Source organism: Pseudonocardia wallangbongensis (assembly GCF_054486945.1).
In genome coordinates, this window is record NZ_JBRERS010000003.1 from 161,729 (window position 1) to 187,665 (window position 25,937).

Consider the following 25,937-nt stretch of genomic DNA (forward strand, 5'->3'; position numbering starts at 1 on the left):
GGGGCCGACGCTAGCACCGATGGTCGGAGCATCCCAGGGGGCGCCAGAAGTTCAGGAAAGCCACATTCATGTACTCCAGGTTCATGAATGTGGCTTTCCTGAACCGTCGGCTTCGCGAGGGGCGACCGATCGTTCGGTCGGCCGCTACCCTGGCCCGATGACCGATGATCCGGCCGTCCGCCTCGAGCGGGACGGGGCCGTCGCCGTGCTCACCTTGGCGCGGCCCGCGCGCTACAACGCCCTCACCCTGGAGCTCAAGAACGCGCTGCTGGCCGCCCTCGGCGAGCTGGCCGCGGCCCAGGACGTGCGCGCGCTGGTGGTCACCGGTGCGGGCAAGGCGTTCTGCGTGGGGCAGGACCTCGGTGAGCACGCCGAGGCACTGCGCGGCGATCGGGCCACGGCGTTCGACACCGTGGCCGAGCACTACAACCCGATCGTCCGGGGGCTCACCGACCTGCCGTTCCCGGTGGTCGCGGCGATCAACGGGCCGTGCGTGGGGGCGGGGCTGGGCTTCGCGCTGGCGTGCGACCTGCGCGTCGCCGCGGCCGGGGCGTCCTTCTCCACCGCGTTCACCGGGATCGGGCTCACCGCCGACTCCGGGCTCTCGGCGAGCCTCGCGCACGCCGTCGGCGTCCCGCGGGCGCTCGAGCTGATGCTGCTCGGCGAGAGCTTCACCGCGGAGGAGGCGCAGGCCTGGGGACTGGTGCGGGCGGTCGTGCCGGCCGGCGAGGTGCTCGCGAGCGCGCTGGAGCTGGCTCGCCGGCTCGCCGCCGGGCCCACGAAGGCGTACGCCGAGGTCCGGCGGGCGGTGCGGTACGGGGCCACGGCGCCGCTGGACGACGTGCTCACCGCCGAGGCCCTCGCGCAGGCGCGGCTCGCCGCCACGGCCGACCACGTGCAGGCGGTGGCGGCGTTCGTCGAGAAGCGGCGTCCCACCTTCGAGGGCAGATGAGTACGCAGACGGGCGGGCGGGTGCGCCGACCGAGCCACGGCCCCGGATCGCTCCTCGAGGTGGCGGTGGGGGAGTTCCTCACCCGCGGTTACGACGCCACGTCGATGGAGGACCTGTCCCGCGCCGCCGGGATCACGAAGTCGTCGTTCTACCACCACTTCAGCGGCAAGGAGGCGTTGCTGCGCGCGGCCCTGGAACGCGCGCTGGACGGCCTGTTCGCGATCCTCGACTCCGACGCGGCGCGTTCCGGCACGCCGCTCGAACGGCTGCGCCACATCGTCCGCGAGCAGGTGACCGTGCTCGTGGCGGAGCTCCCGTACGTCACCGTGTTGCTGCGGGTGCGGGGCAACACCGAGTCGGAGCGCTGGGCCCTCGAGCGCCGCCGCGAGTTCGACGCGTACGTCTCGGAGCTGGTCCGGCAGGCCGTGGAGGCGGGGGAGCTGCGGGAGGAGGTCGACCCCGCGCTCGCGGCGCGGCTGCTGTCCGGCCTCGTGAACTCCGTGGTCGAGTGGGCGCGCCCCGGCCGCGACCCCGACCCCCTGCCCGACGTCGTCGCGCGGGCGGCGTTCGAGGGCATCCTCCCGGCCGGGAAGCCGGAACCCGACCGGTGACGTCGTCCGGGCGGCGCCCCTGAGCCGACTTCACACACCCGAGCCTGCCTTCACACAAGGCCGGCCTTGTGAAGCCCCTGCTGGGTGTGTGAAGTCGCCGTCTGACGGGCGGGCGTGCACCGCGCGGGTGTGGTCGGCGTGGGTTGCGCGGCCGGCCCCCGTGCGTCACCATGAACCGAACGAACATTCGGTACGGAGGCTAGGCATGGACGAGACGGCCCTGGCCGCGCACTTCGACGCGACGATCGCGGGTGACGAGCGGATCGAGCCCCGGGACTGGATGCCCGAGGCGTACCGCAGGACCCTGGTCCGCCAGATCGCCCAGCACGCCCACTCGGAGATCATCGGCATGCAGCCTGAGGGCAACTGGATCCGGCGTGCCCCCAGCCTGCGGCGCAAGGCGATCCTGCTGGCCAAGGTGCAGGACGAGGCCGGGCACGGCATGTACCTCTACGCGGCCGCCGAGACGCTCGGGGTCGACCGCGAGGAGCTCACCGAGATGCTCATCGCGAACCGGCAGAAGTACTCCTCGATCTTCAACTACCCCGCGCTGTCCTACGCCGACGTCGGCGTGATCGGCTGGCTCGTCGACGGGGCGGCGATCTGCAACCAGGTCCCCCTGTGCCGCTGCTCCTACGGCCCGTACGCCCGCGCGATGGTGCGGATCTGCAAGGAGGAGTCGTTCCACCAGCGGCAGGGCTACGAGCTGCTGCTCGCGATGGTGAACGGCACCGACGCGCAGCGGGAGATGGTGCAGGAGTCGACGAACCGGTTCTGGTGGCCGTCCCTGATGATGTTCGGCCCGCCGGACGGCGACTCGCCCAACACCCGGCAGTCGATGGCGTGGGGCATCAAGCGGCACACCAACGACGAGCTGCGGCAGCGCTTCGTCGACATGACCGTGCCCCAGGCCGAGGCGCTGGGCGTCACGCTGCCCGACCCCGGCCTGCGCTGGAACGCCGAGCGCGGGCACCACGACTTCAGCGAGCCGGACTGGGCGGAGCTCAAGGCCGTGATCTCAGGCTCGGGGCCCTGCAACGCGCAGCGGCTGGCGCAGCGCCGGCGCGCGCACGAGGAAGGGGCGTGGGTGCGCGAGGCCGCGCAGGCGTACGCGGAGAAGCACGCGCGGGAGGTGGCGGCGTGAGCGAGCGTGCGAGCTGGCCGCTCTACGAGGTGTTCGTGCGCGGCAAGCGCGGACTCAACCACGTGCACGTCGGCTCGCTGCACGCCGCCGACGCCGAGATGGCGCTGCACAACGCCCGCGACCTGTACACCCGCCGCAACGAGGGCGTCTCGATCTGGGTGGTGAAGGCCTCCGACATCACCGCGTCGAGCCCGTCGGAGAAGGACCCGTTCTTCGCGCCGTCGGGGGACAAGGTCTACCGGCACCCGACGTTCTACGCGATCCCCGAGGACGTGCCGCACCTGTGAGCGAGCTTGCGGGCGAGCGCAGCGAGGGAGAGCGGTGAGCGACCCGACCAACGCCTACCAGGCCCTCGCCGAGACGCTGGGGCACGACGACCCGCGCTGGGCGTTCGGCACCGGCGTGGAGGACGTGCAGGCGGAGATCACCTCGCCGGTGCCCGAGGGCGCCGACCCGGCCGATCTGGCCGCCTACTGCCTCATGCTCGGCGACGACGCCTTGATCTGCAGCCACCGGCTCACGGAGTGGGTGACGAACGCCCCCGAGCTGGAGGAGGAGGTCGCGCTGGCCAACACCGCGCTCGACCTGCTCGGCCAGGCGCGGGTGCTGCTGGCGCGCGCCGGCCACGTCGAAGGGCGGCGGCGGGACGAGGACGCGCTGGCCTTCGAGCGCGCCGAACCGGAGTTCCGCAACGTCGCGCTCGCCGAGGTGCCCGACGAGCGCGACTTCGCCCGGGCCATCGCCCGGCTCCTGCTGTTCTCGACGTGGCGGCTCGCGTTGCTGCAGCGGCTGCTCGGCTCCCGGGACCCGGTGGTCGCCGCAGTTGCCGGGAAGGGCGTCAAGGAGCTGACCTACCACCGCGACCACGCCGCCCGCTGGACCCTGCGCCTCGGCGGCGGCACGCCGCAGTCGCACCGGCGCATGCAGGCCGCGCTCGACGCGCTGTGGCCGTGCGTCGAGGAGCTGTACCGCACGTCCGACGTCGAGCGCCGCCTCGCCGATGCGGGGGTCGCGGTGGACCCGGCGGCGACCCGGGAGGAGGTCGACGCCGTGCTCGACGAGGTGCTCGCCCGCGCCACGCTCACCCGCCCCGCGGTCCCGGCGGCCGGCCCGATCGGCGGCCGTGGCGGCCGGGACGGTCTGCACACCGAGTACCTGGGGCACGTGCTCGCCGAGATGCAGAGCCTGGCCCGCCAGCACCCGGGGGCGACATGGTGACCGATGCGCGCCAGGTCGTCGCGGATGTCGTCGACCCCGAGATGCCGATGCTGACCCTCGCCGACCTCGGCGTCATCCGGGGCGTCGAGACGGACGGCGCCGACGTCACCGTCACGATCACGCCGACCTACTCCGGGTGCCCCGCCCTGGAGGTGATGCGCGACGACCTGCGGGCCAGGCTCGCCGCGGCCGGGTACGCCCGGGTCGAGGTGCGCACCGTCCTCTCGCCGGCGTGGAGCACGGACTGGATCTCGCCGGCGGGCCGCCGGAAGCTGGCCGAGCACGGCGTGGCCCCGCCCGACCGCGTGGGCCCCCGCGCCGCCGGCCCCGTACCGCTGACGCTCGCCGCGCCGACCGCGGTCGTACGCTGCCCGCGCTGCGGCTCGCCCGCCACGGAGGAGCTCTCCCGGTTCGGCCCGACGTCGTGCACGGCCCTGCGCCGCTGCACCGCCTGCCGCGAACCGTTCGAGCACATGAAGGAGCACTGATGGCGGCGCCGCAGGTCGACGTCCCGGTTCCGCGCACCAGCGGCTTCCACCGGCTGCGGGTCGCCGACGTCGAGCGGCTGTGCGACGACGCCGTGGCCGTCACCTTCGACGTGCCCGCCGACCTGCGAGACGCCTTCGCGTTCCGCCCGGGGCAGTACCTCACGCTGCGGCTGCACCACGACGGCACGGAGGAGCGGCGGTCGTACTCGATCTGCGCGCCGGCGGGGGCGCTGCCGAAGGTCGGCGTGCGGCGGGTCGCCGGGGGGCTCTTCTCCGAGTGGCTCGTCGACCGGGTCGCGCCGGGCGACGCGATCGAGGTGGCCCCGCCCGCGGGCTCGTTCACCCCGGATCTGGCGCCGGGCGCGCACCACGGGCTGGTGGCTGCGGGGTCGGGGATCACGCCGGTGCTGTCGATCGCCGCGTCGGTACTGGCCGCCCACCCGGACGCCCGCGTCACCCTGCTCTACGGGAACCGGCGCACCGACACCGTGATGTTCACCGAGGAGCTCGCCGACCTCAAGAACGCCCACGGCCCGCGGCTGCACCTGCTGCACGTGCTCTCCCGGGAGCCGATGGAGGCCGAGATCTTCACCGGCCGCCTCGACACCGCGAAGCTGCGCACGCTGCTGGGCGCGCTCGTCGACGTCGCGGGCGTGGACCAGTGGTGGTTGTGCGGTCCGCTCGGCATGACGGAGTCCGCCGTGGAGGTGCTCACCGGGTTCGGCGTGGACCGCAAGCGGGTGCACCGCGAGCTGTTCTACGTCGACGAGCCGCCGCCCGAGCTGCGCCGCCCCGACCCGGCGATCGAGGGCGCCACCAGCGAGGTCACCGTGGTGCTGAACGGCCGGACCACCACCATGACGCTGCCCCGCGCCGAGAGCGTCCTCGACGCCGCCCAGCGGGTGCGCGGGGACCTCCCCTTCGCCTGCAAGGGCGGGGTCTGCGGCACCTGCCGGGCGAAGGTCACGGCGGGCGAGGTGACGATGCGGCGCAACTTCGCGCTCGAGGACGACGAGGTCGCGGCGGGGTTCGTCCTGACCTGCCAGTCGCGCCCCGACACCGACGCGGTGACGGTCGACTTCGACAGCTGAGGCTCGTCGCGGTCGGCCCTCGGGGTGGACGCCGACACACCAACGTCGGCGTTCACACACCAACTGCAGTTGGTGTGTGAACACCAGAGTTCGTGTGTGACCGCTACTGGTGCAGCAGCCGGTGCGCGGCGTGCAGGGCCGGCAGCCACATCTCCTCGTTCGGCACCGGCTCGCCGGTGACCTGCAGCCGGTTGGTGGCGAGCACGACGCTCGCCCGGTGCTCCGGTAGGACGGCGAGGGTGGTGCCCGTGAAGCCGGGGTGCCCGTACGCCGTGGTCGTGCACCCGTCCACTGTGGTGCTCCACGAGCGGAAGCCGCGCGACTGGCCCGGGTCCGGCCCCGCCGCCAGGTAGGTGCCGAGGGCGGGCCACGGCCCGTCGCCGGCCGCGGACGTGCACAGTGCGGCGCCGATCCGCAGCAGGTCCTCGACGTCTCCGAACAGGCCGGCGTGCCCGGACACCCCGCCGAACGTGTGGAAGGCGTTGCCGTCGGCCACCTCGCCGACGATCACGTGATCGCGCCAGCCGGTGAAGTCGGTGCGGGAGCGGGGCACCGGGTGGGGCTCGCCGGTGTCGAGCATCCGCTGCTCGATCGCGTCGCCGGTGCCGCTCGCGGCGACCTCCGGGCCAGGCGGCGTCCCGAAGGCCGTCCGATCCAGGCCGGCGGGCCGCAGCACCAGCTCGGCGACGGCGTCCGGCAGCCGCGCGCCGGCCGCGACCTCGACGACCTGCCCGAGCAGCATGAACCCGATGTCCGAGTAGTGCCGCCCGCTGCCGGGGGCGTAGCGCAGCGGCAGCGTCCGCGCGAGCCGGGCGCCCTCCTCGGGACCGTCGGCATCGCAGTACGTCGGCCACCAGTCCCACAGCCCGCCGCGGTGCAGCAGCAGGTCGTCCACCGTGACCGGGGGAGCGTCCGGGAGGTAGCGGCGCAGCGGGTCGTCCGGCGCGACCTCGAGGGCGACGAGCGCGGTCGTGGTGAACGCCTTCGTGATCGACGCGAGATCGAGGGCGGTCGCCTCCGTCATCGGCAGCGGCTCGGCGATCCCGAGCACCTGCCGGTGCCCGGCAACCGCGAGCGCGTCGACGTCCGGCGCGCGCACGGCGAGGCAGGCGCCGGGCGGTCCCGTCTCCGGGGCCACGAGCGCCTCCACGACCTCCCGGAGCATCACCGCAGCGCCCCTGCCCGGGCGGCGACGTGGCAGGCCGCGTGGTGGCCCGGCCGGATCTCGACCAGCGGCGGCAGCTCGGCGCGGCAGACGTCCTCCGCCTCCGCGCAGCGCGGGTGGAACGGGCAGCCGGTGGGAGGCCGGACGGGGTCGGGCACCTCGCCCACCACGGTGGGGGTGAGCGGCTGGTCGATCGTCGGGTCCGGCACCGGCACGGCGGCGCGCAGCCCGGCGGTGTAGGGGTGCAGCGGATCGGCGAGGACCTCCCGCCAGCCGCCCTCCTCGACGAACCTCCCGAAGTACATGACGGCGACCCGGTCGCTGATCTGGCGCACCATCGCCATGTCGTGGCTGATGAACACCTGGGCCAGGCCCAGCTCGGCGCGCAGGTGCGCGAGCAGGTTCATCACCTCGGCCCGCACCGACACGTCCAGGGCGGACACCGGCTCGTCGAGCAGCAGCACCCGCGGCTCCGGCGCGAGGGCGCGGGCGATCCCGACGCGCTGGCGCTGGCCGCCCGACATCTCGTGCGGCAGCCGCTCCGCGAACCCGGCGGGGAGGCCGACGAGGTCCAGGAGCTGCTCGACCCGGCCCGGCCGGCGCAGCCCGTGCACGGCGAGCACCTCGTCGAGGGCCGCGCCGACCGGCTGGCGCGGGTTCAGCGAGGAGAACGGGTCCTGGAACACCATCTGGATGTGCCGGCGGTGCGCCCGCAGGCGCCTGCCGCGCAGCGCCGTGAGGTCGACGCCGTCGAGCAGGACCCGGCCCTGCGTCGGGTCCTCCAGCCGCACCAGCACCCGGGCCAGCGTCGACTTGCCGCAGCCGGACTCGCCGACGACTCCCAGCGTCTCGCCCGGCGCGAGGGCGAAGGAGACACCGTTGAGCGCGTGCACCTCCGCCTCGGAACCGCGCACCGGGAACCGCTTGACGAGGTCGATCGCCTCCAGCATCACGTCCACTCCTGCACCGGCACCCAGCAGGCCGCCCGGCCCGCGCCCCGGTCCAGCAGCGGGGGGCGTTCCGCGCAGGCGTCGCGGGCCTGGAGGCAGCGCGGGCGGAACGCGCACCCGTCGACCTGTTCGGTGGGCAGCGGCGGCCGGCCGGGGATCTGCGCGAGCGGGGGACGGGTGTCGTCGGCGGGGTTGGGCAGCGACGCGAGCAGCCGCGCGGTGTACGGGTGCTGCGGCGCGGCGAAGATCTCGCGCACCGGCGCGTCCTCGACGACGTGCCCGCCGTACATCACGACCACCCGCTCCACGAGCCGCGCGACCACACCGAGGTCGTGGGTGACCCAGATCGTCGTCATGCCCAGCTCGCGCTGCAGTTCGGCGACGAGCCCGAGGATCTGCTGCTGGATGGTGACGTCGAGCGCGGTGGTCGGCTCGTCGGCGATCAGCAGGGTCGGGCGCAGCGCGAGCGCCATCGCGATCACGACGCGCTGGCGCATGCCGCCGGAGAACTCGTGCGGGTACGCCCGGACGGTCCGCGCCGGGTCCGGGATGCCGACGCGCGCGAACAGCTCGAGGGTGCGCTCCCGGGCCGCGGCGGCGTCCACACCGTGGACGCGCATCACCTCGGCCACCTGGTCCCCGACCCGCTGCAGCGGGTGCAGCGAGGTCATGGGGTCCTGGTAGACCATCGCGATCTCGCGCCCGCGCAGCGCCCGCATCTCGGGCTCGGCGAGCGTCGCGAGGTCGCGCCCGGAGAAGCGGACGCTGCCGCGGGTGATCCGCAGCGGTTCGCCGAGCAGCCGCATCAGGGCGAGCATCGTCACCGACTTGCCCGAGCCGCTCTCGCCCACGACCCCGACGGTCTCGCCGGGGCGCAGCACGAGGTCGACGCCGTGCACGATCGAGAGGGCGCCGGCCCCCACGGCGAGGTCGCGCACCTCCAGTACGGGCGCGCTCACGCCGCGCCCCCACCGAACGCCAGCATGGTGGCGTTACTGGCACAGGACCGCAGTATGGCCACCTTGCTGGCTCTCATGTGGCGCCTCCGGCCACCGTCAGGCGCAGCGCCTTCGGCGCCGTCGCAGGTTCGGGGAGTCGCAGTGGGCGCGCACCCGGCGTGATCGTGCCCAGGATGCGCGCGGCGCTCGCGCCGGTGCAGGCCGGAAGCGTTGCGGGCACGCCGTGCAGGGTCTGCCAGCCGATCAGCGCGAACGCGATCGCCTCCTTCGCGTCGCCGGGCGCGCCCAGCTCGGCCGAGGGCACGAGCCGGACGCCGGGCAGTTCGGCGCCGAGCATCCGCATCAGGGTCGGGTTGGCGGCGCCGCCACCGGAGACGACGAGCGTGTCGACCTCCGCGCCCCGTACCGCGTCGGCCACGGTGCGCGCGGTGAGCGCGGTGAGCGTGGCGATGAGGTCGGTGGTCTCCCTCCCGAGGAAGGGGTCGAGGTACCCGTCGTGGAACAGCTCCTTGCCGGTGGTCTTGGGCGGGGGCAGCCGGTAGTAGGGCTCGGTGAGCAGCTCGGCGAGCAGGTCGTCGTCCACGCGGCCGCGGGCGGCGAGCGCGCCGTCGACGTCGAAGCCGGCCGGGTGGGCGCCGGTGCGCAGGACCGCGGCGTCGATCAGGGCGTTCGCCGGGCCGGTGTCCCAGGCGAGCCGTCCAGGAACGGTGACGTTGGCGATCCCGCCCAGGTTCAGGGCGGCCGGGCGGCCGGGGAGCCCGGCGAGCAGCAGCGTGTCGAGGTACGAGACGAGCGGGGCGCCCTGGCCGCCCGCCGTGATGTCGCGGATCCGGACGTCCGCCACGACCGGCACGCCGAGCCGCTCGGCGATCCAGGCGGGCTGCCCGATCTGCAGGGTGCCGAGGGCCCGGGTCCCCTCCACCCAGTGGAAGACGGTCTGGCCGTGCGAGCAGACGGCGTCGACGGGAGGCGCGGCTGCGGCTGCCGCCGCGAACGCCTGCCCGATCAGCGTGTCCAGCGCGCACACCTCGGCGAGCGTGGTGGCGGCGGGCGGCAGCGCGGCGCGCAGGCGCGCCCGCAGCGCGGGGTCGTACGGGGTGCTCGCGGTGGCCGTCACGTGCCCGTGGAGGCCGTCCCCCTCCGTCGCGAAGTCGACGACGGCCGCGTCGATCCCGTCGTGGGACGTGCCGGAGATCAGCCCGAGTACCTTCACCGCTCCTCCAGGACGTCCCGGAGCCGCCCGCCGGCCGCGGCCAGGCGGGCGCTCGCCTCGTCGGCGTCGAGCCCGCGTTCGAGGCGCAGGATCGCGAGCTTCACCCGCATCCCCGACGCCTCCAGGGCCTCCTCGGCCCGTTCCCGGGAGGCGCCGGTGACGGTGCGGACCATCCGGATCGCCCGCTCGCGCAGCTTCGCGTTGGTGGCGCCCAGGTCGACCATGAGGTTGCCGTAGGTCTTGCCCAGCTGCACCATCGAGATCGTCGAGAACATGTTGAGCACCAGCTTCTGGGCGGTGCCCGCCTTGAGCCGGGTGGAGCCGGCGACCACCTCCGGGCCCACCACCACCTCGATCGCGTGCTCGGCGGCCGCCGACAGCGGGGTGCCCGCGTTGCAGGACACCCCCACCGTCAGCGCGCCCCGCTCGCGCGCCTCGGCGACGGCCGCCAGGACGTAGGGCGTGCGCCCGCTCGCCGTGATCCCGACGACCGAGTCGGCGGGCCCCACACCCTCCGCGGCGATGACCGCGCGCCCGGCGTCCGCGTCGTCCTCGACGCCCTCCTGCGCGGTGAAAACCGCGGGCGAGCCGCCGGCGATGAGCCCGCGGACCAGTTCCGGCGGCGTGCTGAAGGTCGGCGGGCACTCGGACGCGTCGAGGACGCCCAGGCGGCCCGGCGTCCCCGCCCCGACGTAGAGCAGCCGGCCCCCGTCGCGCATCCGCTGCGCCACGGCCTCGATGGCCGGCACGATCCGCGGCAGGGCGGCCCGCACGGCGACCGGCACCGTCGCGTCCGCCTCGTTCATGAGGGCGGCGAGCTCGGCGACGCTCGCGCGGTCGATGTCCGCGTACCGCGGGTCGACGCGCTCGGTCTCCAACCCGGAAAGCTCCGTCACCGGCCACTCCCGTTCCGTGGGTCCAGGGCGTCGCGCAGGCCGTCGCCCAGCAGGTTGAGGCCCACGACCAGGGCGACGATGACCGCGCCGGGGGCGGCCATGGTCCACCAGGCGACGTTCACGAGCACCCGCGCCTCCAGGACCATCGCGCCGAGCGACGGGGCGGGTGGCGGGGTGCCCAGGCCGAGGAACGACAGGGACGCCTCGGTGAGCACCGCCCACGACAGCGACAGGGTGACCTGCACGATCACGATCGGCGCGATGTTCGGCAGCACGTGCCGGGCCAGCGTCCGCAGCGGGGAGAACCCCAGCACGGTGGTGGCGCGCACGAAGTCCGCCTCCCGCAGCGACAGCACCGGGCCGCGCGCGACGCGCACGAAGATCGGGGTGTAGACGATCGCGATGGCGATCGCCACCGTCAGCCAGGTGCGGGTGAACGCCGACGCGAGCGCGAGCGCGAGCAGGAGCGGCGGGAACGCGAAGAGCACGTTGGTCACGCCGAGGACGGAGCGGTCCGACCAACCGCGGAAGAACCCGGCGGCCACTCCCGCCGCCGTGCCGGCCACGGTGGCGATGGCCACCGCCACCACCGCGATCTGCAACGACGCCGCCGCGCCGGCCGCCGAGCGGGCGAACACGTCGCGACCGAACTGGTCGGTGCCGAACCAGTGCGCTCCGGACGGTCCGGAGAGCCGCTGTGCCGGCGCCTGGGCGAGCGGGTCGGGCAGCAGGCCCAGCGCCGCGGCCAGCGCGCCAAGGGCGACGACCCCGACGAGCACCGCGCCGACCGCGCCGCTGCGGCTCCCGAGCGTCCGTCGCAGCAGGCCACGGCGCCCGGTGGCGGCGGGCAGCCCGGTCGTGACGAGCGTGCTCACGACGCCCGCACCCGCGGGTCGATCACCCGGTACAGCAGGTCGGTGCCGAGGTTGACCAGCACGAACGTCAGCGCGATGACGAGCACCGTGCTCTGCACCACGGCGTACTCCTTCTGCTGGATGCCGAGCAGCACCTGCCGCCCGATCCCCGGCACGGAGAAGATCTGCTCGACGACCACGGCGCCGCCGAGCAGGTAGCCGAACTGCAGCCCGGTCATCGTGAGGATCGGGACGAGGGCGCCCGGCAGGACGTGCCGCAGCGCGAGCCGCCGTGGGCCGACGCCCTTGCCGCGGGCGGTGCGGACGTAGTCCTGGGAGCGCACCTCCAGCAGCGCCGACCGCGCGGTCCGCATGATCGGGGCGGCCAGGCCGAAGCCGAGGACGAGGGCCGGCATGAGCAGTTGCTGCAGGTGCAGCCCCGGGTCGGCGGTCAGTGCCGCGAACTGCTCGGCGTTCGGGTTGTAGCCGAGGAACCGCGCCGAGAGCGCGAGCAGCGCCGAGCCCAGCAGGAACGCCGGCACGGACAGCCCGGCGAGCCCCACCGCCTGCCCGGCGGCGTCCCGGGCGGAGTTCGGGCGCGACGCGGACAGCATCGCGGCGGCGACGCCGAGCACCAGCCCGATCACCAGTGACAGCACCGCGAGCTCGAGGGTGATCGGGAGTGCGGCCGCCGTCATCGCCAGCACCGACTCGCCGCTCCGCTGCGACGTGCCGAGGTTGCCCGTGGCGACGGCGCCGAGCCAGGACAGGAACTGGGCGGGCGGCGGCTGGTCCAGCCCGTAGTACGCCTCGAGCGCGGCGCGCTGGGCCGGGGTGAGCGCGGCCGCCTCGGTGCCGAGGCTCGCGGTGACCTGGTCGCCGGGGATCGCCCGGAGCATGACGAAGACGAGCACCGCGACGCCGAGGAGGGTGGCGAGGGCTTCGAGGAGGCGCCGGAGCAGCGGGTGGCGAGCGATCATGACCCGCCGGCGGTGGTCTCGCGCAGGTACTTCAGCGAGCCGTTGGCCATCGGGGTGAAGCCGCTGACGTCGCCACCGGTGACGGTGTAGGTGAAGCTGGTGAACAGCCAGACCCAGGCCGCGTTGTCCTCCAGCTGCGCCGAGACCTGCCGGTAGATCGCCTTGCGCGCCTCGGGGTCGGCGGTGGCCTTGCCCTGCGCGAAGAGCTCGTCCAACGCCGGGGAGGAGTAGCCGGCGACCTTGTTGAAGTTGCCGGTGCTGGTGAAGTACCGCCCGTAGCTGCCGTCCGGGTCGGGCCGGCCGCCGTTGAGCGCCACCGCGGTCTGGAAGTCGGCCGCAACCCAGCGGTCGACGTAGGCGCCCGACTCCAGTACGTCCAGGTTCAGGGTGATGCCGGCCTCGGCCAGCTGGGCCTGGATGTTGGTGGCCTCGTTCACCGAGGTGGCGTACTCGCCCTGCGACACGATCGTCGAGAGCGTCAGGCCGCCGGCGTGCCCGGCGGCGGCGAGGTGCCGCTTGGCCGCCTCGACGTCCCGTTGCGGGCACGGGCGCGCGGCCGGGTCGGACCGGTAGGCGGGGGAGGTGATCGGTCCGGTCACCTCCCCCTCGCCCAGCGCCGCCGTGTCGAGCACCTGCCGGCGGTCGATGGCGCACTGGATCGCCAGCCGCACGTCGAGGTTGTCGAGCGGCGCCTGGCGGGCGTTCAGCTGCAGCACGTGGTAGGCGAGCTGCGGTGTCTCGGTCACGGTGAGGCCCGACCCCTCGGCGCTCTGCGCCACGAGCGGGTCGTCGAACACCGCGAAGTCGATGTTGCCGGACTGCATCGCCGACACGATCGACGTCTCGTCGGGGATCACCCGGAACTCCAGCGACGGGATCCGGGGTGCCCCGCCCCAGTAGCTCTGGTTGGGGGAGAGGGCGATCGACTGGTTCGGGGTGCGCTGGGCGAGCGTGAACGGGCCGGTGCCGTTGGGCGTCTCGGCGAGGGCCTGCTCGGTGGCGTCGCTCGCCAGCATCGCGAGGTTCACCGAGGCCAGGGCGGCGAGGATGCCCGCGTCCGGACCGGAGAGGGCCAGTACGACGGTGGCCGGGTCCGGCGCCTCCACGGAGGTGACAGCAGCCAGGCTCGCGGCCGAGACGGCGCCGGTCGCCTCGTCCCGGATCCGGTCGAGGGAGGCCTTCGCGTCGGCGGAGTCGAAGGCGCTCCCGTCGGCGAACGTGACGCCCTGGCGCAGCGCCATCGTGATCGTCGCGCCGTCCTCGGACACCTGCCAGGACTCGGCGAGACCCGGCACGACCTCGAGGTTCGCGTCCAGCTCGGTGAGGGTGCCGTAGAGCTGTTCGAGGACCTGTACGGCCTGGAACTGGGTGGCCTTCCAGGGGAAGAGGGTGTCCGGGTCGGACGTCGCGCCGACGACCAGGCCGCTCGGCCCGTCACCGGGCGGCGCGCCCCCGCCCCCGGAGCAGGCGGTGAGCAGCACCGCTCCCGCCACGACCACCGCACCCAGCCGACCGCGCATGGCGGCTACCGGATCACAGCGCCCGTCCGGGGTCAAGAGTTTTCGTGAACGGCGATCTGGATGTAACAAATTGCCGCCAGGCGTGGATACTGCGGCCCGTGAGCGAGCGGAGCTTGCGGAGCGAGCGAACCATCGGCACAGCGTGTCCGCGAAGCGGTCGCCCGAGCGTCAGCGAGGGCGGACGATGAGTGTTCTGGTGCGGATCCGTTCCGTGGCGCCGTCGCTGCGCCCGGCGCAGCGGCGGGTGGCCGAGGCGGTGCTGCGGGACCCGGCCGGAACCGCGGAGCTGCCGATCGGCCGGCTCGCGCAGCGGTGCGCGACCTCGGCGGCCACCGTGATGCGGTTCTGCCGGTCGGCGGGCTTCCAGGGCTATCCCGAGCTGCGGCTCGCACTCGCGCGCGAGACCGGGATCCAGGCCGCGGGCGAGGGCGCCGTGCTCTCGCCGGACATCGACCGCGACGACTCGCTCGCCGACGTCGTCGCCAAGATCGCGTTCAGCGACGCCGCCGCCGTGCAGGACACCGCCGCCAACCTGGACCTGGACGCGCTGGCCGCCGCGGTCGAGGCCGTGGCCGCGGCGCGCCGGATCGACGTCTACGGCATCGGGGCGAGCGGCTTCGTCGGGCAGGACCTGCACCAGAAGCTGCACCGCATCGGGCTGCTGGCGTTCGCGTGGCCCGATCCGCACGCCGCGCTCACGTCGGCCGCGCTGCTGGACACCGGCTGCGTCGCGATCGCGATCTCGCACACCGGCTCCACGGTCGACACCGTGGACGCGCTGTGCGCCGCGCGGGAGTCGGGCGCGCGCACGATCGCGATCACCAACTTCGTGCCGTCCCCGCTGACCGGGCACGCCGACCTCGTGCTCACCACCGCCGCCCGCGAGACGACGTTCCGCTCCGGCGCGATGGCGAGCCGGATCGCCCAGCTCGCCGTGATCGACTGCCTGTTCGTCGGCGTGGCCCAACGCTCGTACGACCGGACGACGACCGCGCTGAACCGCACGTACCGGGCGGTGCGGTCCCGCCGGCTCGTGGGGGAGGACGCGGGATGAGGCTGCTGCTCAGCTCCTGGTTCCTGGGGCCCGGGGAGCGGCCGCAGGTGCTGCCGCCGGCCACGACGGCACGTCGCGCCGGCATCGTGCTCAACGCCTTGGACGCGTTCGGGCCGTCCCGGGCCCGCGACTTCGGCCGCGAGGCCGACACCTGGGAGGCCTTCGGGTACCGCTGCGAGGAGCTCGATCTGCGGGAGTACTTCGCGGATCGCGACGGGCTCGCCGCGCGGCTGTCCGGGCTCGACCTGGTCTGGGCGATGGGCGGCAACGCCTTCGTGCTGGCCCGCGCGATGACCGGATCGGGGTTCGGCGCCGCGGTGCGGGAGCAACTGGACCGGCCGGACTTCGGCTACGGCGGCTACTCCGCGGGCGCGTGCGTCGCGGGTCCGGACCTGCGCGGGATCGACCTCGTCGACGACCCGGCCGTGCTGCCCGACGGCTACCCGCCGTCGCTCGAGCCGCGCTGCCTCGGGCTCGTGGACTTCCGGATCGTCCCGCACTGGAGGTCGGACCACCCCGACGCCCCCGGTGCGGAGCGGGCCGCCGCCCGCCTCACCGCCGACGGCCTGGCGCACCGGTGCCTGCGGGACGGGGAGACCATGAGCGTGCACGACGGCACGGTGGTGGTGTCCGGGGGCCGTCACGGGTTCCACCCGCTGCCGCCTCGTGGGCGGCCGGTGTTCGAGGCCCTGGTCGACCGGCTTCGCGAGGACGAGCCGGAGTGACCCTTGGTTTACCCGGCGGTGGATCCCGCCGATCACGCGTGGTAGGCATCCGGTGTGTCCGAACCGTGTCCCATCGACACCACCGTCCCGCACTCGGCCCGGTTCTGGAACTACCTCCTCGGCGGCAAGGACAACTACGCCGTCGACCGCCAGGCCGCCGACCAGGTGCTCCAGCACATGCCCGAGCTCGGCGATGGCGCCCGTGCCGACCGCGGGTTCCTGGCCCGCGCCGTCAGGCACCTGGTCGCCGAGGCGGGGATCCGCCAGTTCCTCGACGTCGGCACCGGGCTGCCCACGGCGAACAACACGCACGAGGTGGCCCAGCGGCTCGCGCCCGAGACACGGATCGTCTACGTCGACAACGACCCGATCGTCATGGCACACGCCAAGGCACTGCTCACGAGCTCGCCCGAGGGCGTCACCGACTACATCCACGCCGATCTGCGAGATCCGGACGGGATCCTGCGCGCGGCCGCCCGCACGCTCGACTTCACCCAGCCGATCGCACTGATGCTGCTCGGCATCCTCAACTTCGTCGTCGACGAGGAAGAAGCGCGCGGCGTCGTCGACCGGCTGGTCGCCGCCCTGCCGTCGGGGAGCTACGTGGCGATCTCCCATCCCACTCCCGAGGTCGACCCGGACAAGATCCGTGCGGGCGTCGAGATGTGGAACGCCGGCGGCGGCGCGCAGATGACGATCCGCAGCAAGGCCGAACTGCTGCGGTTCTTCGATGGGCTGGAGCTGCTGGAGCCGGGGGTGGTGTCGGACTCCCTGTGGCGGCCGGACCCGATCGAGGTCGGTGAGCCCGTACCCGTCTACCACTTCGGCGGCGTCGCCCGGAAGCCGTGAGCTGACGGCAGGGGCGGTCTCAGGCGGGCCGGGGTGCCAGCAGCACCGGGCAGGGTGCGTGCTGCACGGCGCTGCAGCCCACCAACCCGACGCGGGCCGGGATGCGGTGGCGCGGCCCGCCGAGCACGAGCAGGTCGGCGTCGAGCCCTTCGCCCACGAGCTCGTGGGGGTGCACCCGCAGCAGGCGGGGGACCACGGTGAGGCCCGGTACCTGCGCGGTGAGCTCCGCGACGGCCGCGTCGAGGATCTCGTGCCCGCGGGCCAGGGCGTCGGTGAGCCCGACGCTGCGCTCCCCGAAGGAGAGCGGCACGCCGTGGACCGGGACGACCACCGCCTCCAGCCCGACCGCGGCGGCGGCGGCCTCCGCGAGGACGGCGGCGTCCGATGGCAGGTCGCGCACCGCGGCGACCACGCGCCGCGTCGGGGTCCGGTCGCGGTCGTCCGGGCCGATGACGAGGACGCTGCGCCCGGCGAGCGCGGCGACGGTGACGAGCCGGTCCTCGGCGGTGCCGGGTGCGGGTTCGATCCGGACCCGCCGCCCGGATCGTCGCCAGGCCCGGGCCACCGAGGCCGGTACGTCCGGCTCGTGGGCCATGACGACGAGGTCCTCGGTCGGGCGTTGCGGGGCTGTTGGCGGCGCGAGCGCGGACGTGCGCTGGCTCATCCAGGGGCTCCCTCTCGGCGGCTGCTCGCTCGCGAGTCGAGTTGCTGTCGCGGAGCGACGGTGCTCCCCTTGTTCCCGCTGGGCCAGACCACTCGCCGGACTTCACCCGGAAGGGGGCCGGGCCGATCGGTAGGTCTAGCCCTTTGCCAGTTCGCGGACGTACGCGATCCCGTCGCGCAGCCGCTCGCGCAGCGGGACCTCGGTCGAGAAGTCCTCCATCGACACCCAGCCCTGGTAGCCGACGCCCGCGAGTGCGTCGAAGAGCCGCTGCAGCGGGGCGGCTCCGGTGCGCATGGGTGCCCACTCCCAGCTCCAGGGCGGTGACGCGCCCGGCGCGGGTTGCAGCACCGCGTTCTTGACGTGCACGTGGGCGAGGTGGTCGCCGAGGATCTCCAGGCTCCACGGGTCGAACTCGTATCCCTCGCGCACCATGTTCCCGACGTCGTGGATGACGCCGACGGCGCGCGGGTCGACGCCGTCGAGGAAGCGGGCCGCGGCCGACGCGCTGGAGACGATCGACTGGTGGTGCAGCTCGAGCAGCGCCTGCACCCCGTGCCGCAGCGCGAGGTCGGCGACGGCCCGGTACTCCTCGCGACGCCGGGCGAACGTCTCCCGGTAGCCCTCCCGGCCGGGGGCGCCGACCTGCACGCGCATCCGGGGCGCCCCGAGCGCAGCGGCCCCGCGCATCAGGCGCTCCACGGTGTCGAGGTCGTCGCAGCGCGCGTAGGGGCCGACAGCGGGGATGTCGAGGCCGGCGGCGCGGGTCAGCTCCCTGATCCGCGGTGCGTCCTCCTCGAAGCCGGATGCCGGCAGCGTGCAGCGGTTGCCGCGCCAGAAGTCGGGCGGGGCGTCCGTGGCGGGGTCGTCGGCCACGCGCCACTCGATCCCGTCGAACCCCAGGGCCGCGACCTCTCCGACGGCCTCCTCGGGCGTCCACTCCGGCAGGCTCACGGTGCAGACGGCGATCTTCATGCCCGCGAGTCTGGCACCGGCGCCGCGGGTGGCAGCGCGGCGCGAGACGTCGGTCACACGCGGTAGGGCGGCGGGGTCACTCGCCCCTTGCGGGCGCCACCCGCGCGAGCGATGATCGGCGCCACCGACCGGATGCAGGTGGTCGCGCAGCGTCAGGTTCGGGCCGTGGGGCGGCCCGAGGAGGGAGGCGTCGTGTCGGCCGATCAGGAGTATTCAGGTGACTACGGGTACGACCTCGCGCACGAGGTGCACGCGGCCCTGAACAACATCCCGGGTCCGCGTGCCGCGCCGCAGACCGCCGTGCCGGCCGGAGCCGCCGGGTCGGTCACGGTCGACCTGCACGGCGACCTCGGCTACGACTCGGCCCACGAGGGGGGCAGCTGAGCGGCCCTACGCCGGGTGCCGGGTCCGGCCCTCCGCCGCGAGCCGGTAGCGCAGTTGCTGCTCGCTCGCCTCGTCGTACTCCCGCGGCGTGAGGTAGACGGTGCGCGTCCCGTCGCTGACGCGGACGATGTCGCCCCGCTCGCCCTCCGGAGCGGGGTGGCCGAGGGGGTTCTGCAGGAGCCGGGTGATCTCGAGCGGGCTTCCGTTCACGGCTCCGGCTCGGCTTCCGGTGACCTCTCGGTGAACAGCACGTTGCCATTCTGCACCGTGCGGGCGAACCCCGGGTGGCGTCACCCGCTCACGCTGCGTGAGAGCGGCCCCCGCCGCGATCGGGCGTCACTCGATCCGGCTAACGTCGCCCGCGACTCGCTCGATAGCCGGGTGGCGTACGGGCGGGTGTCCGAGGGGGAGAGGGCGTGAGGGGCGAGTGTCTGTGACCGGCTATGACGTCTTGATCGTGGGGGGTGGGCCGGCCGGCTGCATCCTGGCCAACCGGTTGAGCGAGGACCCGTCGATGCGGGTGCTGCTCCTGGAGGCGGGCGGCCCCGACCACTGGTGGGACCTGCGGATCCAGCTACCGCTCGCGCTGGGCTTCCCGGTCGGGCACCGCACCTTCGACTGGCGCTACGAGTCCGAGCCCGAGCCCGGCCTGGGGATGCGGAAGCTGCACCACCCGCGCGGCAAGGTGCTCGGCGGCTCGAGCAGCATCAACGGGATGCTCTACGAGCGCGGCCACCGGGCGAGCTACGACCGGTGGGCCGACGAGGCCGGCTCGCAGGTGTGGGACTACGCGCACTGCGAGCCGTACTTCCGCCGGCTGGAGGGCTGCGTGGACGAGCCGCGCGGCACCGGCCGGGGCCGGAGCGGCCCGCAGGCGCTGAACCGCGGCCCCGCGCAGGGCCCGATCTTCGACGCCTTCTTCGAGGCGGCGCAGCAGGCCGGCTACAAGGTCGTCCCCGACGTCAACGACAACGCGCAGGAAGGCTTCTCCGCGCTGGACCAGGCGGTCCGGGGCGGGAAGCGCGCGTCGGCCGCGGTGTCGTACCTGCACCCGGTGGAGAGCAGGCCGAACGTCGACGTCCAGTGCCACGCGACGGTCAGCAAGGTCCTCTTCGAGGGCACGCGGGCCGTCGGCGTCCGCTACCGGGACCGCAACGGCCAGACGCACGACGTCCGCGCCGCCGAGACGATCCTGTCCGCGGGCGCGATCGCCACCCCGCAGATCCTGCAGCTGTCCGGCGTGGGCGACGGCGAGCACCTGCGCGGGCTGGGCATCCCCGTGGCGCACGAACTGCCCGGGGTGGGCGAGTCGCTGCAGGAACACCTCGCCGTGCACGTCCAGCACCGGTGCACCCAGCCCGTCTCGATGTCGGACATCCGGAACAAGTCGAAGTGGCCGGGCGTCGTCCTCGACGCCCTGGTGTTCGGCAAGGGCCCGGGCACCCGCAACCCGATGCAGGCGGGCGGCTTCGTCTGCAGCGACTTCGCCGAGGGCGGCGAGCCGGACCTGATGTTCCTGCTCGCACCGCTCGCCATGAACAGCTCCGACGAGTCCGTCGAGGTCACCGCGCACGGCTACCAGATGCACGTCGGCGTGATGCGGTCGGAGTCGCGTGGCTCGGTGAAGATCGCCTCGCCGATCCCGGCCGTGCACCCGAAGATCCTGGTGAACTTCCTGTCCGACCCGAAGGACCGGGACCGGTGGGTCGAGGCCGTCCGGCGGGCCCGCGACCTGCTCGCCCAGCCCGCGTTCCGGGACCTCGACGGCGGGGAGACGATCCCGGGGTCGCATGTCCGCAGCGACGAGGAGGTCATGGCCTGGGTGCGGCGCATCGGCCGTGTGGGTTACCACCCCTCGTGCACCGCGGCGATGGGCCGCGGCGACATGGCGGTGGTGGACCCGGACACGTTGCGGGTGCACGGGGTGGACGGGCTGCGGGTGGTCGACGCGTCGGTCATGCCGTCGCTGACCAACGCCAACACGCTCGCGCCCACCATGATGATCGCCGAGAAGGCGGCCGACATCATCGCCGGCAAGGCCGCACTCCCGCCCAGGCTGCCGGAGCGGCCGCGCCTCGTGCCGCGCCCCGAGAGGCCGATCGTGGCGCCGCAGCAGGCCATGCCGTCCGGCGCCTCGCTCTTCGCCGACTCCTGGTGACGTAAGCGCTTCCGTTCTTGACACTTGCTGCAATGGTTTGCAGGCTGTGCTCAGCCGGCGAACGGGAGCAGCATGGCGGTCACGATCCACGAGGTGGCGAAGGGTGCCGACGTCTCGGTGTCCACCGTGTCGCGGGCGTTCACGATGCCCGACATGGTGAACGCCGCGACGCGCCGGAAGGTGCTGCAGGTGGCCGAGGAGCTCGGCTACCAGCCCAACCGGGCGGCGCGCGGGCTCGTCACCGGTAAGACCGGCAACATCGGGGTGGTCGTGCCCGACGTCGCCAACCCGTTCTTCTCGGCCATGCTCAAGGGCTGCACCGCGCGGGCGCGCGAGGTGCGGCACGTCGTCTTCCTCGCCGACGCCGCGGAGGACCCGCGGGTCGAGGCCGAGGTCGTCGGCGCGATGGCGAAGCAGGTGGACGGGGTCGTGCTCTGCTCGCCCCGGATGCAGCCGTCCCAGCTCGAGCGGCTGGTCGGTTCCACGCCGCTGGTGCTGGTCAACAGCGACGAGGCCGGCCTGCCCGCCGTGCTCATGGACTCGGCCGACGGGGCGCGCCAGGCCGTCGAACACCTCGCCGCGCTCGGCCACCGGCGGGTCGCCCACCTGGGCGGGCCGCCCGCGTCGTGGGCGGGGGAGCAGCGGTTGCGCGGCCTGCGCGCCGCGGCGCCCGCGTGCGACGTCGAGACCGTCGAGCTCGGCCCGTTCCCGCCCACGTTCCAGGGCGGGGTGCAGGCCGCCGATCTCGCGCTGGCCCGCGGCGTCAGCGCGATCCTCGCCTTCAACGACCTGATGGCGGTGGGCGTGCTCAACCGGCTCGCCTCCCGCGGCGTGGCCGTGCCGGGGGACATCAGCGTGGTCGGGTTCGACGACATCGAGATGTCGTCCATGACCACCGAGCCGCTCACCACCGTGCGGATGCCGATGGAAGCGGCCGGGCGGGCGGCCGTCGACCTGCTGCTCGACGGGCTCGACGCGCCGGACGAGCCGGAGGCCACGCACCGGTGGCTCCCCACGCAGCTCATCGTGCGGTCCACCACGGCGCCGCCTCGGCAGGGCTCCGACTCCGCCCATGTGCTGGCGGGCCGGTGATGGCCCGTCTCTCGTTCGCCGCGCTCGCCGACCTGCCGGCGGCGCTGCGCCCGCCGATCGACCCGCGCGCGCTCGGCACCGGCATCGTGCACCTCGGCATCGGCGCCTTCCACCGCGCCCACCAGGCCGTCTTCACCGAGGAGGCGGTCGCGGCCGCGGGCGGCGACTGGGGGATCTGCGGGGTCACCCAGCGCAGCCGCGGCGTGCTCGACCAGCTGCAGCCGCAGGACGGCCTCTACTCGGTGCTCGTGCGCGGCGAGGACACCTCCCTGCGCGTGGCCGGCGCCGTGCGCGACCTGCTGTTCGCCGCCGAGGAGGGGGAGCGGCTGCAGGCGTTGCTCGCCGCACCCGGCACCCGCCTCGTCACGCTCACCGTCACCGAGAAGGGCTACCGGCACGACCCCGCCACCGGCCGGCTGCGCCGCGCCGACCCCGACGTGGCCGCCGACCTCGCCGGGCAGGGGCCGCCCCGCACGGTCGTCGGGCAGCTCGTGCGCGGCCTGCAGGCCCGCCGCGCCGCCGACGCCGGCCCGATCACGCTGCTGTCGTGCGACAACCTGCCGGCCAACGGCGACGTGCTGCGCGGGCTCGTCATGGACTTCTGCGCCGCGCTCCCCGGGGGTGAGTCCCTCGCGAGCTGGGTCGCCGGGTCGGTGTCGTTCCCGTCGTCGATGGTCGACCGGATCGTCCCGGCCACCACCGACGAGGACCGCGCCGAGGCCGCCCGCCTCCTCGGGTTCGAGGACCGGGGCGTCGTCGTCACCGAGCCGTTCCGGCAGTGGGTGGTGGAGGACCGCTTCGCGGCCGGCCGTCCCGCGTGGGAGCGCGCCGGCGCCGTGCTCACCGGGGACGTCGCGCCGTACGAGGCGATGAAGCTGAGGCTGCTCAACGGCAGCCATTCCACCCTCGCCTACCTCGGCGCCCTGGCCGGGCACGCGCACGTCGCCGACGCCATGGCCGACCCGGGCATCGCCGGCGTCGTCGCGCACCTCATGGCCGACGACGTCGAGCCCACCCTCGCCGTCCCCGACGGGTACGACGTGGCCGCCTACCAGCGGGAGCTGATCGACCGCTTCCACAACCCGGCGCTGCGCCACCGCACCGTCCAGATCGCGATGGACGGCACGCAGAAGCTCCCGCAGCGCCTGCTCGGCACGATCGCCGACCGCCTCGCCGCAGGCGCCGAGCCCCGCTACGCCTGCCTCGGCGTCGCGGCCTGGATGCGCTACGTCTGGACCGCGGAGACCGTGGACGACCCGATGGCCGCCCGCCTGAAGAAGCTGACGGCCGACGCCGCGACACCGCAGGCGGCGGCGGAGGCCTTGCTGTCCCTGGAGGAGGTCTTCGGCGAGGAGCTGCCGGAGAACGGACGGTTCCGCCAGCTGGTGACGGAGAGTCTGGAGGCCCTGACGAAGGGCGGGGTAGCCGCAGCGACAGCCTCCTGAGAAGGACTTCGCACACCCAGCTCGGACTCCGCACAAGGCCCGCCTTGTGCGGAGTTCCGGCTGGGTGTGCGAAGTGGCCGAGATTCGTCGTTCGGGCCCGCCGGTCGCCGGGGCCAGGGATGCTTCCCTCGTGGATCTGCCCGAACTCACGCTGCGGCCCCACCTCTTGGCCGCCGGCTTCTCCGATGACGAAATGCGCCGGTTGGTGCGGTCCGGGCAGCTCACGCCGGTGCGCCGCGGTGCCTACGTCCGGGGCGAGCTTCCGGACGACGTCCTCGGGCGGCACGCCCTGCAGATCGCGGCCGCCATGGGTGAGCTGGCCGGCGACGCGGTGGTCAGCCACGTCTCGGCCGCGGTACTGCACGGCCTGCGGATCTGGGGGGTCCGGCTCGGCCCGGTACACGTGACCCGGCGTCGGCCGGGCGGCGGACGCCGCGGTGCACTGGTCCACGTGCACGTGGCCTCGCTGGATCCTTCGGAGATCACCACGATCGCCGGGCTGCCGGTCACATCACTCGCACGCACGGCCGCTGACCTCGCGCGGATGCTGCCGTTCGAGCAGGCCGTGGTGGTCGCCGACTCCGCGATGTTCTACAAGCGCCCGGATCGCGTGGAGCCAGGCGACCTCATCGACGTGCTGGATGCCGTCCCTCGTCGGCCGGGCACGCGGTCCGCCCGGCGCGCGATCGCCTTGTCGAACGGGCTCAGCGAGAGCGTCGGGGAGTCCCGCAGCCGGCTGGCCATCGCTGCCGCGGGTCTGCCCGTGCCGGTGCTGCAATGGGAGGTACGCGCCTCGGCCACCGGCGCCTTCATCGGCCGCGTGGATGTCGGCTGGCCCGAGCTGCGCACCGTCGGCGAGTTCGACGGCCTCGTCAAGTACGGGCGGACGCTGCGCCCCGGCCAGGACGTGGCGGAGGTCCTCGTCGCGGAGAAGATGCGGGAGGACGCGCTCCGCGACGAGGACCTCGGCGTGGTCCGCTGGATCTGGTCGGACCTGGCGAACTTCGCCGCGACGGCGAAGCGCCTCCGTTCCCGCTTCCGCCCGATCTGACCACTCCGCGCACCTGCCGCCGACTTCGCACAAGGCCCGACTTGTGCGAAGTGGCTGCTGGGTGTGCGAAGTGGCCCTATGGGCGGGGGGCGTAGGCCTCTCTCGGGATCGTCGTGCTCAGGTCCACTGCTGTCTCCAGGGCCTCGTCCTGGCTCAGCTGGCCGTTCTTCACCAATTGGGCCAGGTAGCCGCTGTCCACCCGCCTCGCCAGGTCGTGTCGTGCCGGGATGGAGGCGAAGGCCCGCGTGTCGTCGACGAAGCCGGCCGTGTTGTAGAAGCCGGCCGTCTCCGTCACGGCCTCGCGGAAGCGGCGCATGGCGTGCGGGCTGTCCAGGAACCACCAGGGGACGCCCAGGCGCATCGACGGGTAGACACCGGCCAGGGGCGCGAGCTCGCGGGAGTAGGTGGTCTCGTCGATCGTGAAGACCACGCACCGGAAGCCGGGGTCGGTGCCGAACGCGGACAGCATCGGGCGCAGCCCGCGCGCGAAGTCGACGGGCAGCGGGATGTCGAATCCCTTGTCGGGGCCGAACCGGTCGTGGACTCCCCCGTGGTGGTTGCGCAGGACGCCCGGGTGGATCTGCATGACGAGGCCGTCGTCGCGGCTCATCCGGGCCATCTCGAAGAGCATGTGCGCGGTGAACGCGTCGGCGGCGGCCGCGTCGACCGAGCCGGCGAGGGCGGCGGCGTAGATCCGTTCGGCGTCGGCGCGGTCGAGGGGGGTGGTGTCGGCGGTGGTGTGGCCGTGGTCGGTGGCCAGGGCGCCGAGCCGGCGGAAGTGCTCCCGGCGCTGTTGCAGGGCGGCGAGGTAGCCGGTGTAGGTGTCGATGCCGGTGCCGGCGGCCTCCCCGAGCTCCTCGACGTCCTGCTTCCACGTGGGCCGGTGCAGGTGCACCAGCGCGTCGGGCCGGAACGTCGGCACCACGCGGCCGCCCCAGTCGGACGCGGCGATCGCCGCGTGCGCGTCGAGGCTCGACGCGGGTGCGTCGGTCGTCGCGAGGATCTCCAGGTTGAACCGGTCGAACAGCGCGCGGGGCCGGAACTCCGGGCGGGCGATGCAGGCGGCGATCGTGTCGTAGATCGCGTCGGCCGACTCCTGCGACGGCTGCACGTTCACCCCGAACACGTCGTGCAGCTCCTGCTCCAGCCAGAACCGCGACGGCGTCCCGCGGAACAGGTGCCACCCGGCGCAGAACCGCCGCCAGATCGCCCGGCCGTCGGTCTCGACGGGGCCGCCGTCGCGGCGCGGGACGCCGAGCTCCTCGAGCCGGACGCCCTGGGACACGAGCATCCGGGTGACGTAGTGGTCGGGCACGACGAGCAGCTGCGCCGGGTCCGGGAACGGCTGGTCGTCGGCGAGCACGGAGGCCTCGACGTGGCCGTGCATGCTGATCAGCGGCAGGTCGCGGACCGCGGCGAAGATCTCGCGCGCGATGGTGCGCACGGCCGGGTCGGTGGGCAGGATGCGGTCGTCGTCGAGCTGAAGCGGTCGAGCGGACATG

General features: G+C 74.0%; 27 protein-coding genes. 15 read left to right on the top strand and 12 right to left on the bottom strand.

The features are described 5' to 3' along the window. Positions 1 to 157: 157 nt before the first annotated feature. The 7 genes from ACU436_RS12125 (at position 158) to paaE (ending at position 5,504) form a co-directional block, all read left to right on the top strand. A complete protein-coding gene (locus ACU436_RS12125) occupies positions 158 to 952 on the top strand; it encodes an enoyl-CoA hydratase/isomerase family protein (RefSeq protein ID WP_459024606.1) in 795 nt (264 codons plus the stop codon). Next, positions 949 to 1,563 carry a TetR/AcrR family transcriptional regulator gene (locus ACU436_RS12130; protein ID WP_459024608.1) on the top strand — a complete coding sequence of 205 codons (615 nt, stop codon included), beginning with the start codon at positions 949 to 951 and terminating at the stop codon, positions 1,561 to 1,563. The genes ACU436_RS12125 and ACU436_RS12130 overlap by 4 nt, the downstream gene beginning before the upstream one ends. Before the next feature lie 205 nt (positions 1,564 to 1,768). Next, positions 1,769 to 2,707, top strand: coding sequence for a 1,2-phenylacetyl-CoA epoxidase subunit PaaA (gene paaA, locus ACU436_RS12135; protein ID WP_459024609.1), 939 nt, complete (start codon positions 1,769 to 1,771; stop codon positions 2,705 to 2,707). After that, on the top strand, positions 2,704 to 2,994 hold the full coding sequence (paaB, locus tag ACU436_RS12140; protein WP_459024611.1) for a 1,2-phenylacetyl-CoA epoxidase subunit PaaB: 291 nt from the start codon (positions 2,704 to 2,706) through the stop codon (positions 2,992 to 2,994). Before paaA ends, paaB begins: the two co-directional genes overlap by 4 nt. Positions 2,995 to 3,028: 34 nt before the next feature. Beyond that, positions 3,029 to 3,925, top strand: coding sequence for a 1,2-phenylacetyl-CoA epoxidase subunit PaaC (gene paaC / locus ACU436_RS12145; RefSeq protein ID WP_459024613.1), 897 nt, complete (start codon positions 3,029 to 3,031; stop codon positions 3,923 to 3,925). Further along, positions 3,919 to 4,413 carry a 1,2-phenylacetyl-CoA epoxidase subunit PaaD gene (paaD, locus tag ACU436_RS12150; protein ID WP_459024615.1) on the top strand — a complete coding sequence of 165 codons (495 nt, stop codon included), beginning with the start codon at positions 3,919 to 3,921 and terminating at the stop codon, positions 4,411 to 4,413. The genes paaC and paaD overlap by 7 nt, the downstream gene beginning before the upstream one ends. Continuing rightward, positions 4,413 to 5,504, top strand: coding sequence for a 1,2-phenylacetyl-CoA epoxidase subunit PaaE (gene paaE / locus ACU436_RS12155; RefSeq protein ID WP_459024616.1), 1,092 nt, complete (start codon positions 4,413 to 4,415; stop codon positions 5,502 to 5,504). The genes paaD and paaE overlap by 1 nt, the downstream gene beginning before the upstream one ends. 103 nt (positions 5,505 to 5,607) lie before the next feature. On the opposite strand, the gene ACU436_RS12160 is transcribed toward paaE, so the two are convergent. From ACU436_RS12160 to ACU436_RS12195, 8 genes are all read right to left on the bottom strand, one after another. Next, complete coding sequence (locus tag ACU436_RS12160) at positions 5,608 to 6,669, bottom strand: serine hydrolase domain-containing protein (protein ID WP_459025682.1); 1,062 nt, start codon at positions 6,667 to 6,669, stop codon at positions 5,608 to 5,610. Then, the gene (locus ACU436_RS12165) at positions 6,669 to 7,619 is read right to left on the bottom strand and encodes an ABC transporter ATP-binding protein (protein WP_459025684.1); all 951 of its coding nucleotides are present in this window, start codon (positions 7,617 to 7,619) and stop codon (positions 6,669 to 6,671) included. The genes ACU436_RS12160 and ACU436_RS12165 overlap by 1 nt, the downstream gene beginning before the upstream one ends. Further along, complete coding sequence (locus ACU436_RS12170; protein WP_459024618.1) at positions 7,619 to 8,578, bottom strand: ABC transporter ATP-binding protein; 960 nt, start codon at positions 8,576 to 8,578, stop codon at positions 7,619 to 7,621. The genes ACU436_RS12165 and ACU436_RS12170 overlap by 1 nt, the downstream gene beginning before the upstream one ends. Positions 8,579 to 8,651: 73 nt before the next feature. Continuing rightward, entirely contained in the window at positions 8,652 to 9,791 is a 1,140-nt protein-coding gene (locus ACU436_RS12175) for an anhydro-N-acetylmuramic acid kinase (protein ID WP_459024620.1), read from the bottom strand. Then, positions 9,788 to 10,687: an N-acetylmuramic acid 6-phosphate etherase gene (gene murQ, locus ACU436_RS12180; RefSeq protein ID WP_459024622.1), complete on the bottom strand. Its 900-nt coding sequence runs from the start codon at positions 10,685 to 10,687 to the stop codon at positions 9,788 to 9,790. Before murQ ends, ACU436_RS12175 begins: the two co-directional genes overlap by 4 nt. After that, entirely contained in the window at positions 10,684 to 11,562 is an 879-nt protein-coding gene (locus ACU436_RS12185; protein WP_459024623.1) for an ABC transporter permease, read from the bottom strand. The genes murQ and ACU436_RS12185 overlap by 4 nt, the downstream gene beginning before the upstream one ends. After that, positions 11,559 to 12,521, bottom strand: coding sequence for an ABC transporter permease (locus ACU436_RS12190; protein ID WP_459024625.1), 963 nt, complete (start codon positions 12,519 to 12,521; stop codon positions 11,559 to 11,561). Before ACU436_RS12190 ends, ACU436_RS12185 begins: the two co-directional genes overlap by 4 nt. Continuing rightward, entirely contained in the window at positions 12,518 to 14,041 is a 1,524-nt protein-coding gene (locus ACU436_RS12195; protein ID WP_459024627.1) for an ABC transporter substrate-binding protein, read from the bottom strand. The genes ACU436_RS12190 and ACU436_RS12195 overlap by 4 nt, the downstream gene beginning before the upstream one ends. A gap of 184 nt (positions 14,042 to 14,225) precedes the next feature. Between ACU436_RS12195 and ACU436_RS12200 the strand changes: the two genes are divergently transcribed. The 3 genes from ACU436_RS12200 to ACU436_RS12210 are packed head-to-tail and all read left to right on the top strand — an operon-like array spanning position 14,226 to position 16,669. Beyond that, on the top strand, positions 14,226 to 15,095 hold the full coding sequence (locus ACU436_RS12200) for a MurR/RpiR family transcriptional regulator (protein ID WP_459024629.1): 870 nt from the start codon (positions 14,226 to 14,228) through the stop codon (positions 15,093 to 15,095). Then, positions 15,092 to 15,820 carry a Type 1 glutamine amidotransferase-like domain-containing protein gene (locus ACU436_RS12205; protein ID WP_459024630.1) on the top strand — a complete coding sequence of 243 codons (729 nt, stop codon included), beginning with the start codon at positions 15,092 to 15,094 and terminating at the stop codon, positions 15,818 to 15,820. The genes ACU436_RS12200 and ACU436_RS12205 overlap by 4 nt, the downstream gene beginning before the upstream one ends. A gap of 54 nt (positions 15,821 to 15,874) precedes the next feature. Continuing rightward, positions 15,875 to 16,669, top strand: coding sequence for an SAM-dependent methyltransferase (locus ACU436_RS12210; protein ID WP_459024632.1), 795 nt, complete (start codon positions 15,875 to 15,877; stop codon positions 16,667 to 16,669). A gap of 19 nt (positions 16,670 to 16,688) precedes the next feature. On the opposite strand, the gene ACU436_RS12215 is transcribed toward ACU436_RS12210, so the two are convergent. Continuing rightward, complete coding sequence (locus ACU436_RS12215; protein WP_459024633.1) at positions 16,689 to 17,333, bottom strand: universal stress protein; 645 nt, start codon at positions 17,331 to 17,333, stop codon at positions 16,689 to 16,691. Positions 17,334 to 17,468: 135 nt separating this feature from the next. Then, complete coding sequence (locus tag ACU436_RS12220) at positions 17,469 to 18,305, bottom strand: sugar phosphate isomerase/epimerase family protein (protein WP_459024635.1); 837 nt, start codon at positions 18,303 to 18,305, stop codon at positions 17,469 to 17,471. A gap of 111 nt (positions 18,306 to 18,416) precedes the next feature. Here ACU436_RS12220 and ACU436_RS12225 point away from each other — a divergent pair, with 111 nt between their 5' ends. Then, positions 18,417 to 18,689, top strand: coding sequence for a hypothetical protein (locus tag ACU436_RS12225; protein WP_459024637.1), 273 nt, complete (start codon positions 18,417 to 18,419; stop codon positions 18,687 to 18,689). A gap of 6 nt (positions 18,690 to 18,695) precedes the next feature. Here the strand turns inward: ACU436_RS12225 and ACU436_RS12230 are convergent, their stop codons facing one another. Next, complete coding sequence (locus ACU436_RS12230; protein WP_459024638.1) at positions 18,696 to 18,899, bottom strand: hypothetical protein; 204 nt, start codon at positions 18,897 to 18,899, stop codon at positions 18,696 to 18,698. Positions 18,900 to 19,116: 217 nt separating this feature from the next. On the opposite strand from ACU436_RS12230, the gene ACU436_RS12235 reads away from it, so the two are divergent. The 4 genes from ACU436_RS12235 (at position 19,117) to ACU436_RS12250 (ending at position 24,435) form a co-directional block, all read left to right on the top strand. Then, positions 19,117 to 20,847, top strand: coding sequence for a choline dehydrogenase (locus tag ACU436_RS12235; protein WP_459024639.1), 1,731 nt, complete (start codon positions 19,117 to 19,119; stop codon positions 20,845 to 20,847). 72 nt (positions 20,848 to 20,919) lie between these two features. Then, the gene (locus tag ACU436_RS12240) at positions 20,920 to 21,939 is read left to right on the top strand and encodes a LacI family DNA-binding transcriptional regulator (RefSeq protein ID WP_459024641.1); all 1,020 of its coding nucleotides are present in this window, start codon (positions 20,920 to 20,922) and stop codon (positions 21,937 to 21,939) included. Continuing rightward, on the top strand, positions 21,939 to 23,384 hold the full coding sequence (locus tag ACU436_RS12245) for a mannitol dehydrogenase family protein (RefSeq protein ID WP_459024643.1): 1,446 nt from the start codon (positions 21,939 to 21,941) through the stop codon (positions 23,382 to 23,384). Before ACU436_RS12240 ends, ACU436_RS12245 begins: the two co-directional genes overlap by 1 nt. 130 nt (positions 23,385 to 23,514) lie before the next feature. Then, positions 23,515 to 24,435, top strand: a complete 921-nt coding sequence (locus ACU436_RS12250; protein ID WP_459024644.1) for a type IV toxin-antitoxin system AbiEi family antitoxin domain-containing protein — start codon at positions 23,515 to 23,517, stop codon at positions 24,433 to 24,435. Between the two features lie 76 nt (positions 24,436 to 24,511). Here ACU436_RS12250 and uxaC read toward each other — a convergent pair whose 3' ends face one another. Continuing rightward, positions 24,512 to 25,936, bottom strand: coding sequence for a glucuronate isomerase (gene uxaC / locus ACU436_RS12255; protein WP_459024645.1), 1,425 nt, complete (start codon positions 25,934 to 25,936; stop codon positions 24,512 to 24,514). Between the last annotated feature and the right edge of the window lies 1 nt (position 25,937).

Bases quoted from the DNA above. Each gene is read 5' to 3' on its own strand.
- ACU436_RS12125 (WP_459024606.1), top strand. From the start codon at position 158: ATGACCGATGATCCGGCCGTCCGCCTCGAGCGGGACGGGGCCGTCGCC.
- ACU436_RS12130 (WP_459024608.1), top strand. From the start codon at position 949: ATGAGTACGCAGACGGGCGGGCGGGTGCGCCGACCGAGCCACGGCCCC.
- paaA (WP_459024609.1), top strand. From the start codon at position 1,769: ATGGACGAGACGGCCCTGGCCGCGCACTTCGACGCGACGATCGCGGGT.
- paaD (WP_459024615.1), top strand. From the start codon at position 3,919: ATGGTGACCGATGCGCGCCAGGTCGTCGCGGATGTCGTCGACCCCGAG.
- paaE (WP_459024616.1), top strand. From the start codon at position 4,413: ATGGCGGCGCCGCAGGTCGACGTCCCGGTTCCGCGCACCAGCGGCTTC.
- ACU436_RS12160 (WP_459025682.1), bottom strand. From the start codon at position 6,669: ATGCTCCGGGAGGTCGTGGAGGCGCTCGTGGCCCCGGAGACGGGACCG.
- ACU436_RS12165 (WP_459025684.1), bottom strand. From the start codon at position 7,619: ATGCTGGAGGCGATCGACCTCGTCAAGCGGTTCCCGGTGCGCGGTTCC.
- ACU436_RS12190 (WP_459024625.1), bottom strand. From the start codon at position 12,521: ATGATCGCTCGCCACCCGCTGCTCCGGCGCCTCCTCGAAGCCCTCGCC.
- ACU436_RS12195 (WP_459024627.1), bottom strand. From the start codon at position 14,041: ATGCGCGGTCGGCTGGGTGCGGTGGTCGTGGCGGGAGCGGTGCTGCTC.
- ACU436_RS12200 (WP_459024629.1), top strand. From the start codon at position 14,226: ATGAGTGTTCTGGTGCGGATCCGTTCCGTGGCGCCGTCGCTGCGCCCG.
- ACU436_RS12205 (WP_459024630.1), top strand. From the start codon at position 15,092: ATGAGGCTGCTGCTCAGCTCCTGGTTCCTGGGGCCCGGGGAGCGGCCG.
- ACU436_RS12215 (WP_459024633.1), bottom strand. From the start codon at position 17,333: ATGAGCCAGCGCACGTCCGCGCTCGCGCCGCCAACAGCCCCGCAACGC.
- ACU436_RS12220 (WP_459024635.1), bottom strand. From the start codon at position 18,305: ATGAAGATCGCCGTCTGCACCGTGAGCCTGCCGGAGTGGACGCCCGAG.
- ACU436_RS12225 (WP_459024637.1), top strand. From the start codon at position 18,417: ATGATCGGCGCCACCGACCGGATGCAGGTGGTCGCGCAGCGTCAGGTT.
- ACU436_RS12240 (WP_459024641.1), top strand. From the start codon at position 20,920: ATGGCGGTCACGATCCACGAGGTGGCGAAGGGTGCCGACGTCTCGGTG.
- ACU436_RS12245 (WP_459024643.1), top strand. From the start codon at position 21,939: ATGGCCCGTCTCTCGTTCGCCGCGCTCGCCGACCTGCCGGCGGCGCTG.
- uxaC (WP_459024645.1), bottom strand. From the start codon at position 25,936: ATGTCCGCTCGACCGCTTCAGCTCGACGACGACCGCATCCTGCCCACC.